The 16,645-nt window shown below is 31.5% G+C and carries 13 protein-coding genes and 2 pseudogenes; 8 read left to right on the top strand and 7 right to left on the bottom strand.

Going from position 1 to position 16,645, the window contains the following annotated elements:
• A pseudogene (locus tag I2F17_RS11200) lies at positions 1–184 on the top strand (IS982 family transposase); the annotation flags it as partial.
• A gap of 215 nt (positions 185–399) precedes the next feature.
• Positions 400–1,572 carry an MFS transporter gene (locus I2F17_RS11195; RefSeq protein WP_211140002.1) on the top strand — a complete coding sequence of 391 codons (1,173 nt, stop codon included), beginning with the start codon at positions 400–402 and terminating at the stop codon, positions 1,570–1,572.
• Between the two features lie 331 nt (positions 1,573–1,903).
• Here I2F17_RS11195 and I2F17_RS11190 read toward each other — a convergent pair whose 3' ends face one another.
• From I2F17_RS11190 to I2F17_RS11180, 3 genes are all read right to left on the bottom strand, one after another.
• Positions 1,904–2,629, bottom strand: a complete 726-nt coding sequence (locus I2F17_RS11190) for a type 1 glutamine amidotransferase (protein WP_211140001.1) — start codon at positions 2,627–2,629, stop codon at positions 1,904–1,906.
• Positions 2,630–2,728: 99 nt separating this feature from the next.
• Positions 2,729–3,607 (bottom strand): dihydrodipicolinate synthase family protein, encoded by an 879-nt coding sequence (locus I2F17_RS11185; RefSeq protein WP_211140000.1) that lies wholly within the window; start codon positions 3,605–3,607, stop codon positions 2,729–2,731.
• 9 nt (positions 3,608–3,616) lie between these two features.
• Positions 3,617–4,396: an aldolase gene (locus I2F17_RS11180; protein ID WP_211139999.1), complete on the bottom strand. Its 780-nt coding sequence runs from the start codon at positions 4,394–4,396 to the stop codon at positions 3,617–3,619.
• 50 nt (positions 4,397–4,446) lie between these two features.
• Between I2F17_RS11180 and pdxR the strand changes: the two are divergent.
• Positions 4,447–5,962, top strand: a pseudogene (pdxR, locus tag I2F17_RS11175) (MocR-like pyridoxine biosynthesis transcription factor PdxR).
• Positions 5,963–6,237: 275 nt separating this feature from the next.
• On the opposite strand, the gene yghU reads toward pdxR, so the two are convergent.
• On the bottom strand, positions 6,238–7,080 hold the full coding sequence (gene yghU / locus I2F17_RS11170) for a glutathione-dependent disulfide-bond oxidoreductase (RefSeq protein WP_211139998.1): 843 nt from the start codon (positions 7,078–7,080) through the stop codon (positions 6,238–6,240).
• Between the two features lie 633 nt (positions 7,081–7,713).
• Between yghU and I2F17_RS11165 the strand changes: the two genes are divergently transcribed.
• Both I2F17_RS11165 and I2F17_RS11160 read left to right on the top strand, forming a co-directional pair.
• A complete protein-coding gene (locus I2F17_RS11165; protein ID WP_196424011.1) occupies positions 7,714–8,487 on the top strand; it encodes a ParA family protein in 774 nt (257 codons plus the stop codon).
• 10 nt (positions 8,488–8,497) lie between these two features.
• The gene (locus I2F17_RS11160) at positions 8,498–9,385 is read left to right on the top strand and encodes a ParB/RepB/Spo0J family partition protein (RefSeq protein WP_211139997.1); all 888 of its coding nucleotides are present in this window, start codon (positions 8,498–8,500) and stop codon (positions 9,383–9,385) included.
• Between the two features lie 45 nt (positions 9,386–9,430).
• Here I2F17_RS11160 and I2F17_RS11155 read toward each other — a convergent pair whose 3' ends face one another.
• Both I2F17_RS11155 and I2F17_RS11150 read right to left on the bottom strand, forming a co-directional pair.
• On the bottom strand, positions 9,431–10,633 hold the full coding sequence (locus I2F17_RS11155) for a tyrosine-type recombinase/integrase (protein WP_211139996.1): 1,203 nt from the start codon (positions 10,631–10,633) through the stop codon (positions 9,431–9,433).
• Between the two features lie 894 nt (positions 10,634–11,527).
• A complete protein-coding gene (locus tag I2F17_RS11150) occupies positions 11,528–12,532 on the bottom strand; it encodes a hypothetical protein (protein WP_211139995.1) in 1,005 nt (334 codons plus the stop codon).
• Between the two features lie 480 nt (positions 12,533–13,012).
• Here I2F17_RS11150 and I2F17_RS11145 point away from each other — a divergent pair, with 480 nt between their 5' ends.
• Both I2F17_RS11145 and I2F17_RS11140 read left to right on the top strand, forming a co-directional pair.
• Positions 13,013–13,813: an alpha/beta fold hydrolase gene (locus I2F17_RS11145; RefSeq protein WP_211139994.1), complete on the top strand. Its 801-nt coding sequence runs from the start codon at positions 13,013–13,015 to the stop codon at positions 13,811–13,813.
• Positions 13,767–14,456, top strand: a complete 690-nt coding sequence (locus I2F17_RS11140) for a YitT family protein (RefSeq protein WP_211139993.1) — start codon at positions 13,767–13,769, stop codon at positions 14,454–14,456. Before I2F17_RS11145 ends, I2F17_RS11140 begins: the two co-directional genes overlap by 47 nt.
• Positions 14,457–14,458: 2 nt before the next feature.
• Here I2F17_RS11140 and I2F17_RS11135 read toward each other — a convergent pair whose 3' ends face one another.
• Entirely contained in the window at positions 14,459–15,349 is an 891-nt protein-coding gene (locus tag I2F17_RS11135) for a helix-turn-helix domain-containing protein (RefSeq protein ID WP_211139992.1), read from the bottom strand.
• 96 nt (positions 15,350–15,445) lie between these two features.
• Here I2F17_RS11135 and I2F17_RS11130 point away from each other — a divergent pair, with 96 nt between their 5' ends.
• Complete coding sequence (locus I2F17_RS11130) at positions 15,446–16,465, top strand: branched-chain amino acid aminotransferase (RefSeq protein WP_211139991.1); 1,020 nt, start codon at positions 15,446–15,448, stop codon at positions 16,463–16,465.
• Positions 16,466–16,645: the final 180 nt, after the last annotated feature.

Below are 16,645 nucleotides of genomic sequence, written 5' to 3'. Positions count from 1 at the left end.
CTACTTGAAGCAACGAAATAAGATTGAAACATTGTTTAGTTTATTGAAAGGCCAATACAACTTAGTGACAAGTAAAGCGAGAAGTATTCAAGGCTATTTATCTGGAATTTATGCCTCTTTATGTGCTTATCAGGTTTGTCATAAGAATAAGCCGAACATTCGAATAATTGGTGCTTCGGCTTAAACAGGATTCGGGTTACTTTAGCTTTATAAAGTATAAGCGTACTAAAGTGAATATATACACTTAACACCTACAATGACCATCAAATTCGATGGCAGATTTTGAAATTAAGAATGATTAGTTCAAAAATTAGATTGATTAAATTATTTTTTTTTTAATTGAAATGTAATACTGTATATGACTTATAAATAAATTATTTTCTAATAAATGCGCTTAAAATGAAAAATATTACTTTTACTTCTGCTACATATCTATTTTTAGGGACACTATTTGCTGCGATCGGTTATGGTGCAACTTTTTTATTTACAGATTATATTAAAATCCATGGTGGCGATGAAATTCAAGCCGGATTAGTTTTAGCCAGTGCCATGATAGGAACTTTTGCTGGTGTGCCTATTGTAGGTTGGTTTTCAGGCCGTATAGACGCAGCAAAATTAATCTCTTTTGCCTGTATTGCAATTGCCTTAGGCTTTTTAATTTTAAGTATAAAAAATGATCATGTTTTTTTATTTAGTAAATTTGCAGGTTTTTTTATTGGTCTTGGTTGGGGAATGTTTTACGTAGGAGCACCTATGTCTTTATCTGAAAGAGTTTCAGATGAAAATAGAAGCTTTTGGTTTACTCGCTTTGGAGCGGTGCAGATGGCTGGCATAGGACTTGGCCCAGTTATCATCAATGCAGCAGTTAAATCTTATGGTATATCAATTGAAAATACGTTTGCTGTTGTTTTCGTTATAAGTTTAGTCGCATCAATATTTTTATATTCTTTTGCCCAAAAAGAACCAATTATTTCTAAAAATAAAAATATTCGTACATGGATTAGATATTTTCCTGTCATCGCTAAATCTTCTGCAATATTCCCCATTATTATGGTGGGATTGGGTGCTAGTGTGTTCTCAGGATTAATGATTTTTCAGACATCTTTGGTTGAAGGAACTGCTGCAAATCCATCCATGTTTTTTATTGTATATACTATTGCAACAGTCTTATCGCGAGTCGTTTTGGCACCTTTTTTAAAGCGTTTTCAAGAATTTAAGCTAATGATGGCTTTACTATTTATTATGTCGCTAGGTGTATTTGCAATGTTTGGGGTGAATTTTTATGCCCAATATCAAATTATTGCAGCTGCTCTTGTTGGTGTTGGATATGGTTTAGTATATCCACTTATACAAACTTGGGTTGTAAATAGTTCTCTTCCAGAATATAGACAAGCTGCTTTGACATGGTTTGTTATGATTTACTTTATCGGGATTTTTGGATTTCCTGTACTTGGTGGTTTCCTGCTTGTTCATTTCGGAAAATTAACGCTCGTATACTGTTTATTGACACTTGCTCTTATAGAATTAGCAATAGTTATATTTGCATCTATGTATAAAAAATTAAAAGTTTAGTGAATATTACATAAGTATCATTTTATAATATGGCATTGCTTTGATAGAGTTACTACGAGATTGAGTTTGGTGATCATCATGTGATTTAAACTTATTTTTGTTCAAATAAACAATAAGATGATTTTTTTGAAATTGATTAAGATTAACTAAAAATTATTCTCTAAAATTTTACTTGATTTGGGAGTGGTTTATTTCTTAGCGTGATTAGTAGCCGGGATGTTACTAAAAAATAACTCAGTGAATTTTTCGAATGGTTGAAAAAGAGCCTGTTTAACAGGCTCTTTTGCTGCATAAAAATCATCTTAAAAGAATAGGTGGTTAAGTAATTCTATTACGATTTATTTGCTAAATAGTCTAACTTGAGCAAATCGAGAAAACAGAATAATTTTTGATTCATATCTTGATAGTCATGGGTACGTAATTTTTCAGGACTATCGACAAACCTATATAAATTTGCTTGATTTAACTCAGTTTTAGAGTTTTCAATAAGTAACTCAACGACATTTAAATTTAATTCCATATGACATTGAAAGCCATAGACCAAATGAGAATATTCGATAATTTGTCGTGGACAACCTTCGCTATATGCCACAATTTTAGCTTGTTTAGTTAATCCAGGCATATCATTATGCCAATGACCAACTTCATAAACTTTTCCAAAATGTGCAAATTTAGGGTGATTTGAACCATATTCTGTAAAAAAAATTGGAAATTTTCCTATTTCTCGTTCAGGGCTATGTTCAAATTTTGCACCTAAAGCTTCACCAATTAATTGAGAACCTAAACATATGCCTAAAACAACCTTATGTGCATCAATTGCTTTCTTAATGAAATATTGTTCAGCCAAAGCATCAAAATATGGACACTCTGCTGTGGTCGTATTTGGATCTTGTGGGCCACCCATGACAATTAAAAAATCAATGTCGTGGATCGATTTTGGTAATTGATCACCTAAATACATTCGAGAATACGTGACTTTAAATTGATTTTGAATCGCCCATATCTCATAAGCGCCTGGTGCTTCAAAATCTTCGTGAATAATAAAATGTAAATGCATATTTACTCGCAAAATAGTCAATCAAATCAAAAAAGCATTTGATGTCTCATAAAATAAATAAAAGTGTAAATGTAGATTTTACTTAAAATATAAATATTCTTAATTGGGATGTTTCATCAATGCTTTTAACTCAGCGAATTCAACTTCATTGATTGGTTTGATTGGGCGTCGTGGAGTACCAACGGAAAAGCCTAAGTGATTTAAACCGGCTTTAATCATTTTTGGTAATCCATTTTGAACAATAAAACGTAATAATGGTAGTTGTGAATAAAACTCATCACGTGCGGCTTGAACATTCCCATCTTTCATATATTGATAAACGTGGTAAGGTCTTTTTGATAAAATATTTGGTGCCGCAGTACACCAACCACTAGCACCAGCGCAAAAAGCTTCTAATGCTAAAGGATTACAACCATTATAAAAAGGTAACGTCTTTTGAGAAAGTTCATGAATTCTATGCATACGTTGAATATCACCACTACTTTCTTTTACCATTTTAATATTTTCAATCTCTTGAAATAATTTAACCAAAAGTTCTGGTGACATATCTATACCACTTGTTGCAGGGTTATTGTAAACCATAATTGGTAGAGATGTTGCTGTGGCAATCTCTTGATAATACTCATAAATTTCCTGATCAGATAACTTCCAATAAGAGATCGGTATGACCATTATTGCATCTGCACCAAGTGCTTGAGCCATTTGCGCTTTTTTAATGGCCATAGCTGTTGTTAATTCTGAAATGCCAATAATGACAGGAACACGTTTCCTAATAATATCAATACTTTTTTTAGCAACACCAACCCATTCATCCCAAGATAAATAAGCACTTTCTCCAGTGCTACCTAACGGTGCAATTGCTGCAGATTGATGTTGAATCAATGCTTCTAAAGTTTGAGTCAATGCATCATAGTCTACAGCAGTACCATCTTGGTTAAATGGTGTAATTGGATAGGCAATAATCCCTTCAATATTCATATTTTCCTCTTATTTAATGCAATCTGAGTGTGTTTTTAACGCTTTACGAGCATAGTAACTAAAATTCACGTTATTACGTTTATCTGTAGAAACCCAATCATGTGCCTCTTTGGCCAATACATGTGGAATTTGCTGAATTTGTCCTGCTGCCATAGCAATCAATTGAAGTTTAGCTGCTCGTTCAATTAACAGTGCTAAATTACATGCTTCTTCAATGGTTTTACCTGTAACGAGTTGCCCATGATGAGAGAGTAAAACTGCGCGTTTATTCTCTAAAGCTGCTGAAATAAAACCCCCTTCTTCATTACCTACAGGTACACCAGGCCATTTTTCAACAAATGAACAATCTTCATATAAAGCACAAGTATCCATGTGAGATATCATCAGCGGTACTCGTAACATAGAAAGTGCAGCAATATGCGTTGGATGTGTATGGATAATACAGTTGACTTCAGGATGCTCTTTATAAATCCAGGTATGAAAACGATTGGCTGGGTTTGCCATAGCTTGTTGGTTGATTGGTTGAAGATCTTCATCTACCTCCAATAAATTATCAGCTGTGATTTCATCAAACCCTAAACCAAAACGCTGAGTAATAAACATATTAGGCTGATGGCTACGACAAGTGATTTGTCCAGCCAAACCCGAATCATGTCCATGATCAAATAAAATTCGACAAGTCAATGCTAGTTTTTGTCGATCAGTTAGCTGATTGACTTGGATCAATTTATCCATGTCACGTAGAGCATCTTGCATCAACTGCTGTTTACTTTGATGTGCTGTTTTCATTCAATGTCCTTACTTGCACTTGCTGTCAAGAAAGTTCAGAATAATTGATATTGGATGAATTTAAATATCCAGTTTTTATATATTAGATGGTCCAGACATATGACTAGAATTTGGAATTACAGACTGAGAATTGATGAACGACAAGAAAAAACGATTTTTCTAAAACTAAGCAATCAAATTATTTCTGAAATATTAAATGGACGTTTAAAAAAAGGAGAAAAACTGCCAAGTACTCGTTATTTAGCAACGGAACTTCAAATTAACCGTAAAACTGTTCAACTAGTATATGAAGATTTAGAAGCTCAAGGTTGGTTAAATACTCAATTACGAAAAGGCACTTTCGTATCAGATTATTTTCCAGATATACAACGAAGTAAAAGTGGTACAAAGTCGAGTGTGAACGTCAATTCATTGGTGTTAAATAGTTCTCAAGAAACATTATCTATAGATTCATTTGATGATGGTTTTCCAGATCTTAGTTTAGTGCCTTATGAATTATTTTCTCGAGCATACCGCCATGCTCTCATTAAAATAACGTGAGAAAATTCAATAGGGTACAGTGATCCTCAAGGTGATGTATATTTAAGAGAAGAAATCGCTACAATGTTGTCTATGGAGCGTTTTATAAATACTTCAGCTGCTCAAATTTGTACAGTACGTGGAAGCCAAATGGGTATTTTTGTGAGCTCTAGAGTGTTAGCACAATTAACACCACATCGCCAATTAGTTTTGGCAATCGAAGAGTTTACTTATCCACCTGCGTTAGAGGCCTTTAAATCAAACAACTATAAGATTATCAAAATCAAGGTAGATCAAAATGGCTTAGACACAGAACATCTTGAAAAAATTTTATCAAAACATGCCATAACAGCAGTGTACACAACACCACATCACCAATATCCTACGACTGTAACGATGTCAATGGAACGTAGACTGAAGTTACTTGAATTGTCAAAGAGGTTTAACTTTTATATTATTGAAGATGATTATGACCACGAATTTCATTATGAAAGTCGTCCTTTACCACCTCTAGCAAGCTTTCCCCATTCTGAATATGTTATTCATATTGGTTCTTTATCTAAAGTTTTTGCACCTAGTATTCGGCTTGGTTATGTCTTTGGAAATCAAAAGATTATTAATAAAATCACTCAAGATATTTTATTAATTGATAGACAAGGAAATAGAATGAATGAGCTTGCAATTGCTGAATTATTGCACACAGGTGAAATGAAACGACATATTCGAAAAATGAGAAAAATTTATCATTGTCGTCGTGATTTTACGCTTACTACATTTGAAAAAATCTTTAAACAACGAATAACTATTATCCCTCCTTTAGGAGGTATGGCCGTTTGGGTCAAATTTAATTTTAAATTAACGCAAAATATGCAGAATGAAATTTATAATTTAGGCTTTTATGTTGATGATTATTATTATGGTCAATCCCAACCACAAAGTTTTTTTCATATTCGCTTTGGATTTGCATCATTAACAGAAACTAAGATCCAAAATACTATAAATGGACTTCAAACGATTTTGAGCCACGAATACATTATTGATTCATGATAAATAATTTGGTTTTTTATAGCTAATTTTTATTTAAAATCCAATATTAATGATTTTTTAGTCATACGAAATCTTTATATAGCATTTATTTTCTGCCACTTAAACTTATCTTTGTAAACGGATACAGCTTATTTTTACGATATGATGATACAAACAATCGATAAATCATCTTAAAAATTAAGAGATTGTACTCATACAATCTCTCACATCAAGTTTAATATTTATAATAAATCTGATTATAGCTTTATTTATAAAAGATTAAAGAATTGACTGAATCATGGTTTTTTTAATAGTACAGTATCAATATCTTCACCACTATGTCGTTCAGGCAAAACCTCCCATTCATTGCCAATTAATCTATTCACAATTGTTCCACGCTTGATAGCAGGTCGGTCTTGTAACATGAGAGCCCATCGTTTTAAATTTTTGTAATGATCGGTGTTTAAAAAATTGACTGCATTATATATGTTTCCTAATACTAAATTACCAAACCAAGGCCAAATAGCAATATCTGCTATGGTATAACTATCGCCAGCTATGAATTCATTTTCACTTAGGTGTTTATCGAGCAAATCTAATTGTCTTTTGGTTTCCAATGTAAATCTATCGATGGCATATTCTATCTTTTGTGGGGCATAAACATAAAAGTGGCCAAAACCACCTCCAATATATGGTGCTGAGCCTTGTAACCAAAACAACCAATTCATCATTATGGTACGCTTAGCTAGATCAATAGGAATGAATTTTTTAAATTTTTCTGCTAGATAAAGTAAAATATTTCCTGACTCAAAAATATTGATAATTTCTGATGGATTTGAACGATCCACTAATGCTGGAATTTTAGAATTCGGATTAATTTTGACAAATCCTGAGCTAAATTGCTCACCTTTACCAATATTTATTAAAAATGCATCATATTCAGCATCTTTTATTCCGAGTTCTAATAGCTCTTCAAACATGATCGTAACTTTTTGACCATTTGGCGTTGCCAATGAGTATAACTGAAAAGGATGTTCACCTTGTGACAGCTCTTTGTCATATCGACAACCAGACGTTGGGCTATTCATGCCTTGAGTTTTTTCATCCCAAACCAAAGGGGGGGTATACTCTTTTAACATAGTCGCTATTCCTTGAAATATTAATTAATGAGCTCAGATAACTACTGATCAGATGTGTACTTGAATTGATAAGAACTACAAATTTATCTAAACCTCATCATAAAGTCTGTTTTAATTTTTTAATTTTTTAATTTGTTTATATTTTTTGGTATTTAAACACTCTTTTCTATTTACAATTCAAATCATATAGCACTCTTAGCATTTGACGAAAGCTTTTAACTGAATAATATTTTAGTTTCACTAATTTGATTCTTATATAGAAGTATGATGTTTTAATATTAATGGTTAAAATTTTGTATCATATAAAAATTAATAAGAATTTTATTACAGAGTTACTGAAAAAATGTAATAAAACTGACGGCTTTGAGGGAATATTCAATGAATAGATGCTTAAATTTTTTTATAATATTTACGGTTATATAGGCGAGTGATAACAATCAGATGTATGCTTTAACAGGATTGATTATAGCTTACCCATTGAATCACAAAAAATTTCGGGCGATTCTTTCGTGAATCACTTATTCTTTAGATAAATAATTGTTACACTGAAATACTGTTCGAGCACATAGAAAAGTGTAGCAAGTTGCTACACTTTTATTATATTTATATTGATGGTCTAATGTTATGGATAATATACAAACAAAAATCATTGCTGTTGCTAACCATAAAGGTGGTTGTGGAAAAACGACAACCGTTGTGCATTTAGCAGCAGAATTTGTTGCATTAGGTAAAAAAGTATTAGTAATTGACTTAGATCCACAAGCAAATGCAAGTCTTCATATCGGAAAAAAACATCCCGGAGAGGTTGCTGTAACATCAGCAGAATTGTTGGCGAGTGAGAGTAATTTGCTCATAGATGCTTTAGATGAAGATACCAACTTTACAAATGTATCATTAATCTATGGTTCATTAAATTTAGGCAAAACAGAAGATCAATTAAAAGAAAACTCTCCAAGACCCAATGAAGAACTCAAATACAAATTAGAACCCCTTGATGGATTATATGATTTTATTTTAATTGATTGTCCACCGAGTTTGAAAGTATTGACCAGCAATGCATTATCTATTGCAACAGATGTTATTATTCCAATTGAATCAGGGTCACAATATGGTTTGTATGGTGTAACAGATTTAATTCATCACATTAATAAAATGCATCGTATTAATGCTCATTTGAAATTACTAGGCACGTTACTAATTAAACATGATCAACGTCAAAATGTTTGTAAACTCATTCAAAGTGAAGCAGAGCATAGTATTGGACAATTATTTACCACGACAATTCCACTCAGTACAAAAGTAAATCAAGCTGCTATTTTTCAACAATCCCTATTAGATTTTGATAGTAAATCCAAAGTACGTCTTGCATTTCAAAGTTTAGCAAAAGAAATCATCCATAAAATCTAAGGCCATATACATGAGTACAAAAGCAGAATTAGCCAGACGACTACAGCAAAATACGCAAAAACATCAACATACACAAAAAGAACAATTTACACACTCTAAAGAAATACGTCGTAATATTAAAATATCAGACATCAAAACTAGTCCAAATCAACCACGTAAAATATTTCATGACGATGAACTGCAAGGTTTAGCAGACTCAATCGCAGAAATTGGATTACTTCAACCAATTTCAGTGCGTTATACCGCACATGGTTATGAACTGATTGCAGGTGAGCGTAGATTAAAAGCACATCAACTCATAGGAAAATCAACCATTGAAGTTTTGGTCCTTGATGTTTCAGATCATGATGCTGCATTGTTGACGTTGGCTGAAAATTTAAAAAGGGAAGATTTAACAGATTATGAAATTTTTGTTGGCTTAAGAGCTCTTGATGAAACGATCAAAAAGAATAAAACAAAATTATCAAAATCTTTAGGTATGAATAGAGAAGATATGTATAAATATTTATCTTTTGAAAAAATCCCTCATCGTTTTCACAAAGATCTCGATGCTCAACCCTCTCTCATTGGTAGAACAGTAGCAACTGCAATAAAAAAATATCTTGCAGATTATAACCAATCTGAACAATCGATCATTGCTTTAGATCATGCTTGGAAAAAATTAAAAGATAAAAAAATTGAACAAATGAAGCTGATTTCATATGCCAAGCGTTTAATTGTTGATAACAACCCCTTAAATGATATAAAACCGTCTATTCGTAAAATAGTACACGATGGCCGTGTATTTGGAGAAATTACCGTTAGTCAGAAAAATTTAAAGGTTAATCTCAACGTTGAAAAAATAGATGAGGTAAAATTAGAGCAGCTTGAACATATTTTATTAGATCTCTTAAAATAAAGATATAGTGTAGCAACTTGCTACACTATGTAATGCAAAGAGAGTTTATTTTAGTATGGCATTGTCAACATAGTTTGCCCACCATTGCATCATTTCAGCCCTTTGGGGAAGGTATTCTGCATGGTTATAACTTGCCCTCGTTTTATTTTTATCAGCATGAGATAATTGTGTTTCGATCCAACGGTCTTGAAATAAACCAGATTCATTTAATATTGTACTAAATGTTGAACGTAGTCCATGGGATGACAATTCATTTTTTTTATATCCCATTTTGCGTATAGCTGTATTTAGCGTATTAAAATGAATTGGTTGATGAGCGTGTCTAGGACTAGAAAAAACATATTTCTCTCCAATTGACCACTGCATGATTTCCTTTAAAAGTTTTATAGCTTGAGTAGAAAGAGGAACTAAAAAATCTGGTAGGTCGTAACCTAAGATGACTTTACGTCTAAATTGCTTAATATGTAATGCAGGTATTCTCCAAATATTATTAATAAAATCAAAATGATCTGGCTCAGACAGTAATAACTCAGCTCCTCTAACACCAGTATACAGTTTAAACAGTAACGCTTTTTTTATGATGGGATGAGTCTTAAGCTCTTGCAATCTATGCATAAAATCAGGTAGATGTTCTGATTTTAAATAAGGATAATTTTTTTTAATTTTACTATTTGTCGTCACTTTATTTAACCCATGGGCTAAATTGTAATCACAATAGCCCATAGAAACAGCATAATCATAAATTTGATTTAAATAACTACAGGCTTTTTTTACAGGCTCTTTGACTTTACGGGCTTCAATTTTTTTTATCGTTAAAACAAGATCATAACGTTTAATCATTTGAAAAGAAATTTCTTTTAAATCTGGATAAATTTCTTTTAATAAAAATTGTTCTGTCAATTGAATGACTCCACAGCGTGGCAAATCATTAAATGCATTCTGGCGTTTGAAGTGTAGCCACTCCTCACAAACCTCACCAAATGTTTTGAAATTTATAATATTTTGATCAAAAGAAAAATTGTTTGCTTTAAAGGTATCTCTTAACACGCGTACATTTTTTAGAGAAATATCTGGATATTTTCCGAGCTGAATTCTATGCCTCTTTTTTGAAATTAAGTCAGTATATCGATAACACCAAGACTTTTTACCATTAGGGTCGATTTTTAGACTTAATCCTTCATCATCAGATAAAAAATAGGTTTTATTTTTCACTGAAGCTTGGCGTACTTTATTTTCTGTAAGACTCATAAATTTTCATAGAATAGTGAAACAAATACTGTATTTTTGAGATTATATCAAAATTTATATGATGCGTAACTTACGCATCATATAAATTTATAAGATACTGTAATATATAGTAATATTTTATCTATATTAAATTTGATTAACCAAACAAGTAACCATAATATAAAAATGAAAAACATTAAGAATCTTGAGGAAAGATGTTCTGTGGTCAACCAGTCTAATCATGCATACAAACATGAAAAAATACCTGAAATAGCTAGTCAACCCACTTTTTCTTACTCTATGCTAATGTTTTTTCAATAGGATTTAAATCAAGATTATACGGAGTTAACCATCAAATTTGATCATGATACTTTTCCAACAATTTCTGTATATCTTCTCGTTTATGGAATATTGCATTATCCATTATGATCATACTGTACTAGAGCAATTTAATAATAAGGAAATGCTTTACTCAAAAATGAAATATACCTGAGTTAATTTTGCAATCGAATAACCCAATGCTAAGCAATTCACTTTGATACAGTGAGTCAATTGCATGTTATGGCTCTTTAATTGAATAAATTAAAGAGCCATAACATGCTTTTAAAAATAACCATGAGGCCGATATCATGTGATTTAAACCCACTTTCATCAAAATAAACAATGGGGATGTTTATTGAAGCTGATTTACCAAAGTGCTAAATCAAATTCAATAAAAGGATCAATACGCAATAAAATTATATTAGTTAATTCTTTCAGATCTTTATGAAAAAATAGCAGTATGATGTGAATCCTAATAAGAATATGGAGTGGTAAATTATTTTATTAATTATCGCTTCTTTTAATATTTTTTATGTAAAAAAAAGAGCCTATTAATTAAAAAGGCTCTTTTTTAACAACTCAAAAAACGCTCATTTAGTCACTTTTTTTAGCACCAAATCTGCCACCAATAATGCTAACTAATGCACCAAGGAATAAGCCAATAAATGCCCATAATGCTGCTTTAGCAGCTGCTTGAGTTGCCATAGCAGCTTTTTCTCTAGCTTCTTGTTTGAGTGTTTGATATTTAACTTTAGCATCATTCACACCCATTTGTGCTTTTTCAAATGCTTGATTAAGTTTTTGGATCGCAACATCTCTTTCCTGTAGGAAGTTTTCAACTGCTTGATCTGCTTCTTTACTGGTCATGTTGCTATTTTTAGTCAGAGCTGTTTTTATTTCATCTTTACTAATAGAGTTATTAATTGATTGAAGACGAGTTTTTAAAGCGTTTGTTAAATCGTTAACAATTTCATCACTTTTTTGTGGATGAATCGCTATGTCTTTAATAGAAGATTGTATTTTATCCTTCGCCCAATCTAGTTGACGATTTAAATAGGTCGGTTGTAATTCAGGTATTCCGCTTTTTTCAAGGGCAGAAACTACATTTCTATTACTATTATCAAGTAACTTAGAAGAATCTGGTAAAACGTCATCAAGATTAATGTTTTGAAATACTTGTACTGTATTTTGTCCTAATGCTGATGCGATATTTCCTGTTGCTGACGTAACAGATCCAACTATATTTCCTGTTATATTCAACGTACTTGTTAATGTAGAGATGCTAATAAAAAGTCCAAAAATTAGAGCCAAGCACCATACTAAAAACCCATGAATACTGCCATGAATACCTGCAATTTTTCCAGAAAAGAAACTTCCTACAGCTAAACTTAGCAGTAATGAAATACCTGTCCAAATACCAAGCGTAGTACCTGATCCATTACCTATATCTGTATTTGATAAAGGATCTAGCATTGAAAAGCCAAGTGCGATTCCTAAAATAGAAAGTAAAAAAGACATTGCTAAAACAATTAATGTTCCAGCAAAGATACTTGCCCAAGAAATTCTTTTCTTTGGAGATGTTTCTACAACTATACTCATGATTTTTCCTATTATTTTACTATTTTAATTGGGTTTGCGCGATTATATGACAAAAAAAAATATTACTTTAATGATGTAACATTTATTAACGGAGTTAAATAAAAAAATTATAAAACTGCTTGTTTTTAACAAGCTTTTAAAAAGGTATTAAGAATAATATCTTCTTATCATAAACAATCAAATCGATTATGTTGTGCATAAGAGTCCTGAATGGGCTTTATTGGAGTATTTCGATTTTTGAGTGTTGATTTACAGATTAATTGTCTTTCAACTTACAGTAAAATCTTTTAATGATTCATATGATTAATTCAATTAAAGGCTTATCTATACATATTCTGTAATTTTTACTTGTATATTTTTTCAATGGTTTGACTATGATGTATTTTTTAATGAAATAGAAAATTTACGCAAAATGGATATTTTTATATAAAAATTAAATTTAACGTTAATACATGAAAAGCTTAATTAGGGACGTTAAATATGCCAACAATGTTAGTCAATAACATAAAATTCAATTATATAGATAAAGGTATAGGAGCTCCTATCATTTTTTTACATGGTGTTTGGATGAGCTCCATGTTTTTTCAAAAACAAATTGATGAATTATCAAAATATCATAGAGTAATTGCAATTGATTTTAGGGGCCATGGATTATCTGAAAATACAAACCACGGCCATACTGTAAGTCAATATGCAGCTGACGTTAAAGCGATTATTGATCAACTCAAATTAGAAGAGATTGTGTTTGTAGGTTGGTCCATGGGTGCTTTTGTAATATGGGATTATATTGAACAATTTGGATCTCATAATATAAAAGCTACAGCGATTATTGATGAGTCAGCTTCTAATTTTAAATGGGATGATTGGCCATATGGTTTTGCTGACTTTCCAACGCTTATTCATCTTATGGAAATGATTCAAACTGATCATGAACATCTGATTGATGATTTCTTACCACTCATGTTTAAAGATTCATTAGACGAAAATAGCCAATCTTGGATGAAATTAGAGCTATTAAAGGTAAATCCAGCAACAGCAGGAACCATATTGTTTGATCAAACAACTAGAGATTATAGAAATAAAATAGCCAATTTTACATTTCCAACGCTACTGTGTTTTGGGCGTGATTCTAAGTTAGTACCAGTAGAAGCTGGAGAATATTTTTTAGAGCATATCAATCAGTCTGAATTGGTAATTTTTGAAAATAGTGGTCATTGCCCTTTTTTAGAAGAACATGAAGCGTTTAATCATCAGTTACTTAAATTTATCAGTAAAATTTAAGTTTACTCTTCTCTATTTCATTATTTTAGTAGAAAAAATTGATATGAAAAAAGTAAAGCATTCTGTTTTTGAAGATATCTATGCTTTTATTATCGGCATTTTGTTTATTGTCATAGGTATTTCAATATTAAAAGTATCTAACATTATCACTGGTGGGGTTGCTGGTATTGCTTTACTTTTATCTTATCATTCTAATTTGGGCGTAGGGCTGATCTTTTCACTGGTTAACTTACCATTTTTTATTATGTCGTACTTTGCAATAGGCTTTCAATTTATGATGAAGTCGATTGTGACAAGCATTTGTATCTCATTGACATTAAGCTTTGCTCCTCATATTTTTACCATAGATATTCATTCTTATTTCTTTGGTGCTTTTATGGGGGGAACCTTAATTGGCATGGGGGCATTGGCACTTACTAGGCATAGTTTTGGTATAGGTGGAACAGGAATATTGACGATCTATTTAAATAAAAAATATGGAATCAATGTTGGTACCAGTCAGTTGATGATAGATGGACTAGTTATGTTTTGCGCATTATTTCAGTTTTCTACTGTACAAGTTATGTGGTCTGCGGTGAGTACTATTTTTATGGGCGGTATGCTTTTAGTTTGGCATAAACCATCTTTGTACTATGGTGAATAAGATTATACATGCCTTATAGTTTTAGATGGAAGTTCTCCAAAAAGGTTTTTATAATCATGGGAGAATCTTCCTAAATGATCAAAACTCCAATCATATGCGATTTCTGTAATTTTTTGATTAGAACCACTTTTTAAAATTTTTCTGATGGCATTTAATCTAACGATATAAATATATTTTTGAGGGCTTAGTCCAGTGATGGCTTTACAACAAAACTCTAAGTTTCTTCGAGATACACCTATGTCATAGGATGCCGATTTTATACATATTTTTTTGTTTATATTAGTGAATAACCAATGTTTGAATTTACAGTATACATCATGTTGATTTCGATAATTTTTTCTCATGATTTCAATATGACTAAGTTGAAACTTGATCTTAAAAATGATTTCGTTTAATAAAATTGAATTACTAAATATATCTAATGAATCATGATTAAATTCACTATACAGTGATGTGAGTAATAATGGGCTGATTGATTCTAATGAAATATTCTTGATAGTTTTTAAGTGGTTATTTTCTAATTCTTCTTTAAATAAATTAGAGGGAAACGAAACTAACATAAACGTAGTCAAACCATTAAAGCGTGTATCAAAATTGGCATTCGGAGAAAATAAAATAACTTGCTTAGGCTCAATATGAAGACCATTAATCATACAAGGTTGATGTTGTTCTAACATAAATCCTAAACAAACTTCATTTAAAGGCATGACTCCTGACTGAAGCATAGAGGAATTACAAGATTCAATATGTATTGAAATTTGGTTATCGTAACGTTGCGAATAGATTGAACCTGCATAATCGGTCGCTTCAATTTGTTTATATGTTTGATGAAGATCTTTTAATACATCTGATTGTTGGTAAATATCTTGGAAGGTTCTGTAATTTGAAAGCATAGTAGGACAGATAAAATATGATATGTTGAATATATAAGCAATTTTTAGACCAAAATTATCATTAGTAGTATAAATCATTTAAAGTAGAGAAAATACATGAGTTACCCTAATATCGACTGGAAAAATTTAGCGTTTGACTATATTAAAACAGATTTTAGATTTATATCTGTATGGAAAGATGGTGAATGGCAAGAAGGTATATTAACACGAGATAACTCACTAAAAATTAGTGAAGGTTCGACAGCTCTTCATTATGGACAGCAATGTTTCGAGGGGCTAAAAGCTTATCGTTGTAAAGATGGTTCTATTAATTTATTTAGACCCAACATGAATGCTCGTCGCATGCAACATAGTTGTAATCGATTATTGATGCCCTCTGTTACAGAAGAATTTTTTATTCAAGCATGTATAGATGTTATCAAAGCAAATGAACATTTTATTCCACCTTATGGTTCCAATGGTGCTCTGTATTTAAGACCTTATATTATCGGTGTTGGCGATAATATTGGTGTAAGACCTGCTCCAGAATATATTTTCTCAGTTTTTTGTATTCCTGTCGGAAATTATTTTAAAAATGGCATGAAGCCTTCTGATTTTATCATCTCAGATTTTGATAGAGCAGCACCTAATGGGACTGGCGCTGCGAAAGTAGGGGGAAATTATGCAGCTAGTTTAATGCCAGGAAATATTGCAAAAGCTAATGGATTTGCAGATTGTATTTATCTAGATCCTCTTACACATAGTAAAATTGAGGAAGTTGGTTCTGCAAACTTTTTTGGTATTTCTTATAATAATGAAATTATTACACCAAAATCATCTTCTGTACTTCCTGGTATTACTAAACTGAGTATTTTACAACTTGCTCAAGAGAGATTAAATTTAAAGGTACTTGAGGAGGATGTGTTTGTTTCAGAACTCGATCGTTTTCAAGAAGCAGGGGCATGTGGAACTGCGGCTGTGATTACTCCTATTGGTTCCATTACTTACTTAGAAAAACAGCATATATTTTATAGTAAAGAGGAAGTGGGCCCTACGATCAGAAAAATTTATAATGAATTAACCGGCATTCAGTTTGGTGATATAAGTGCACCAAATGGATGGATATTAAAGATATAACAGTTTCTCATTATATTAATATACAACTCAAATCATGTTTAAGTGAGCTGACGCATGATTTGAATGATACATTTTTATTTCTATATCAAATGGTGTGTCAAAGAATCAGATGGATTTTCTTTGCCCAAGTTTAGCGATTGCTTTTCTAATTTTAGACAAAGTAATGGCCAAGCTTTTATT

The sequence above is a fragment of the Acinetobacter baretiae genome (genome assembly GCF_015627105.1).
Taxonomy (GTDB): Bacteria; Pseudomonadota; Gammaproteobacteria; order Pseudomonadales; family Moraxellaceae; genus Acinetobacter; species Acinetobacter baretiae.
The sequence above is the reverse complement of the archived record's forward strand: the minus strand, read 5'-3'. Positions and strand labels throughout refer to the sequence as shown.

Bases quoted from the DNA above. Each gene is read 5' to 3' on its own strand.
- I2F17_RS11155 (WP_211139996.1), bottom strand. From the start codon at position 10,633: ATGAGTCTTACAGAAAATAAAGTACGCCAAGCTTCAGTGAAAAATAAA.
- I2F17_RS11150 (WP_211139995.1), bottom strand. From the start codon at position 12,532: ATGAGTATAGTTGTAGAAACATCTCCAAAGAAAAGAATTTCTTGGGCA.
- I2F17_RS11185 (WP_211140000.1), bottom strand. From the start codon at position 3,607: ATGAATATTGAAGGGATTATTGCCTATCCAATTACACCATTTAACCAA.
- I2F17_RS11160 (WP_211139997.1), top strand. From the start codon at position 8,498: ATGAGTACAAAAGCAGAATTAGCCAGACGACTACAGCAAAATACGCAA.
- I2F17_RS11145 (WP_211139994.1), top strand. From the start codon at position 13,013: ATGCCAACAATGTTAGTCAATAACATAAAATTCAATTATATAGATAAA.
- I2F17_RS11195 (WP_211140002.1), top strand. From the start codon at position 400: ATGAAAAATATTACTTTTACTTCTGCTACATATCTATTTTTAGGGACA.
- I2F17_RS11180 (WP_211139999.1), bottom strand. From the start codon at position 4,396: ATGAAAACAGCACATCAAAGTAAACAGCAGTTGATGCAAGATGCTCTA.
- I2F17_RS11130 (WP_211139991.1), top strand. From the start codon at position 15,446: ATGAGTTACCCTAATATCGACTGGAAAAATTTAGCGTTTGACTATATT.
- I2F17_RS11190 (WP_211140001.1), bottom strand. From the start codon at position 2,629: ATGCATTTACATTTTATTATTCACGAAGATTTTGAAGCACCAGGCGCT.
- yghU (WP_211139998.1), bottom strand. From the start codon at position 7,080: ATGTTAAAAGAGTATACCCCCCCTTTGGTTTGGGATGAAAAAACTCAA.
- I2F17_RS11140 (WP_211139993.1), top strand. From the start codon at position 13,767: ATGAAGCGTTTAATCATCAGTTACTTAAATTTATCAGTAAAATTTAAG.
- I2F17_RS11135 (WP_211139992.1), bottom strand. From the start codon at position 15,349: ATGCTTTCAAATTACAGAACCTTCCAAGATATTTACCAACAATCAGAT.